2 protein-coding genes are annotated in these 2,828 nt (G+C 60.5%); both read left to right on the top strand.

The window, feature by feature from the left end:
• Positions 1–660: protein phosphatase CheZ (locus AC1DLB_RS26775; RefSeq protein WP_477785984.1), on the top strand; the 660-nt coding region annotated here is incomplete at its 5' end.
• A 37-nt stretch (positions 661–697) separates the two neighbouring features.
• Positions 698–2,828 (top strand): chemotaxis protein CheA (locus tag AC1DLB_RS26770; RefSeq protein WP_477785983.1); only part of this gene is annotated, 2,131 nt, incomplete at its 3' end.

Here is a 2,828-nt window from a genome sequence, read left to right as displayed (position 1 = left end):
ACCCGTGACCGCGGCCTGTATCAGGAAGTGGGCAAGCTCACCCGCGAGCTGCATAGCGCGATCGTCAATTTCCAGATTGACCCGCACATGCCGCAAGCTGAGGAAGTGTCTCAGATCACGGATGCCACCGAGCGCCTGTCCTATGTGGTCAAGCTGACCGAGGCCGCGGCCAACCGCACCATGGACCTGGTGGAAAACGCCACGCCGCTGATCAACAGCCTGAGCGATGRAGCCCAGGCGCTGAGCACGGATTGGGGACGGTTCATGCGTCGCGAAGTCGGGGCTGAAGAGTTCCGCGAACTGGCCCGGCGGGTCGATGGTTTCCTGACACGCAGCAGTGAAGACAACCGCGTCGTGTCGAGCAACCTCAACGACATTCTGCTGGCCCAGGATTACCAGGACCTCACCGGTCAGGTGATCAAGCGTGTGACCCAATTGGTCACCGAAGTTGAAAGCAATCTGCTCAAGCTCGTGCTCATGGCCAGTCACGTAGACCGCTTTGCGGGTATCGAACACGACCGTGAGGCGATGCTTGCTGAAAAAGATCCACAAAAACATCTCTCTCAGGGTGAAGGTCCGCAGATTCATGCCGATAAAAGAGAAGACGTTGTGTCCGGTCAGGACGATGTGGACGATTTGTTATCCAGTCTTGGATTTTAGTTTTCTGGGTTTTTAGACCTGTAGGAGCACCCCCTTAATGAGCTTCGGCGCCGATGAAGAGATCCTTCAGGATTTCCTGGTTGAGGCCGGCGAGATTCTAGAGCAACTGTCCGAGCAGCTGGTCGAGCTGGAAAGCCGACCTGATGATGCGGACTTGCTCAATGCAATTTTTCGCGGTTTTCACACTGTAAAAGGGGGCGCCGGCTTCCTCCAGCTCAACGAGCTGGTGGAGTGCTGTCACATCGCCGAGAACGTGTTCGACATCCTGCGCAAGGGTGAGCGTCGCGTCGACTCGGAACTGATGGACGTGGTTCTCGAAGCGCTGGACGCGGTGAACAGCATGTTCAGCGAAGTCCGCGAACGCAGCCCGATCACGGCTGCCACGCCTGAATTACTCGCGGCGCTGGCCCGTCTGGCCGAGCCGCAAATGGAAGCTGCACCGGCGCCGGTCGCTGAAGTGGTTGAAGCACCGGTCGCCGAAAGCGAATCGGGCGACATTACCGATAACGAATTCGAACAACTGCTGGACTCGCTGAACGCCGTCAAGGCCCAGGCCGAGGCGCCCGTAGCGGCTGCGCAGCCTGTTTCGCAGCCTGCCGCCGATGCAGCCGCCAGTGACGAAATCACCGATGCCGAGTTCGAGTCGTTGCTCGATCAATTGCACGGCAAAGGCCAGTTCGCCGCCGATGCAGTAGCCGCTGCGCCTGCTGCTCCGGCTGCTCCGAAAGCCGCCGGCGACAGCTCCGACATCACCGACGACGAGTTCGAAGCACTGCTCGACCAGTTGCACGGCAAAGGCAACTTTGCGGTCGATGCGCTGGAATCGGCAATCGCTTCGGCGCCAGCCCCGGCTGCGCCAACCGCCGCTGCGGCCGGTAGCGATCTGATCTCCGATCATGAATTCGAATCGCTGCTCGACGAATTGCATGGCAAGGGCAAGTTCACTGAAGTGGGCACTGCGTCTGCTGTTGCTTCGGTAGCGACTCCGGTTGCCAAGGCACCAGCACCTGTGGCCAAGGCACCCGAGCCAAAAGCCCCCGAGCCCAAAGCAGAAGCACCGAAGCCTGCTGCCGCCGCAGCGCCGGCTCCTGCTCGTGCCCCGGCCGCGCCGCCCGCGGAAAAGCCAACCAGCGAAGCCGAGACCACCGTGCGGGTCGACACCGCGCGTCTCGACGAAATCATGAACATGGTCGGCGAGCTGGTACTGGTTCGTAACCGCCTGGTTCGTCTGGGCCTCAACAGCGGCGACGAAGCCATGTCCAAGGCCGTGTCGAACCTCGACGTGGTCACGGCCGACCTGCAAACCGCGGTCATGAAGACCCGGATGCAACCAATCAAGAAAGTCTTCGGGCGCTTCCCGCGTCTGGTTCGCGACCTGGCTCGCCAGCTCAAGAAAGAGATCAACCTGGAACTGGTCGGCGAAGAAACCGACCTCGACAAGAACCTCGTCGAGGCCCTGGCCGACCCGTTGGTCCACTTGGTGCGCAACTCGGTCGACCACGGTATCGAAGAGCCGGCTGATCGCGAAGCGATGGGCAAGCCTCGCAGCGGCAAAGTGATTCTGTCCGCTGAACAGGAAGGCGACCACATCCTGCTGTCCATCTCCGATGACGGCAAGGGCATGGACGCTGACGTTTTGCGCGGTATCGCCGTGAAAAAAGGTTTGATGGACAAGGATGCGGCGGACCGTCTCAGCGAGTCCGATTGCTTCAACCTGATCTTCGCGCCGGGCTTCTCGACCAAGACCGAGATCTCCGACGTGTCCGGTCGTGGCGTGGGCATGGACGTGRTGAAAACCAAGATCGCCCAGCTCAACGGCACCATCAATATCTACTCGACCAAGGGCAAAGGCTCGAAGATCGTCATCAAGGTCCCGTTGACCCTGGCGATCATGCCGACGCTGATGGTCATGCTCGGCAACCAGGCGTTCGCGTTCCCGCTGGTGAACGTCAACGAGATCTTCCACCTCGACCTGTCGCGCACCAACGTGGTGGACGGCCAGGAAGTGGTGATCGTGCGGGACAAGGCGCTGCCCTTGTTCTACCTCAAGCGCTGGCTGGTCAGCTCCGCCGCTCACGAAGAGCAGCGCGAGGGCCATGTGGTGATCCTTTCGGTGGGCACTCAACGGATCGGCTTCGTCGTCGATCAGTTGGTGGGCCAGGAAGAAG

The sequence above is a fragment of the Pseudomonas sp. 05N434 genome, assembly GCF_056396965.1.
Note: the sequence above shows the minus strand (reverse complement) of the source record. Positions and strands in the feature narration are given on the sequence as shown.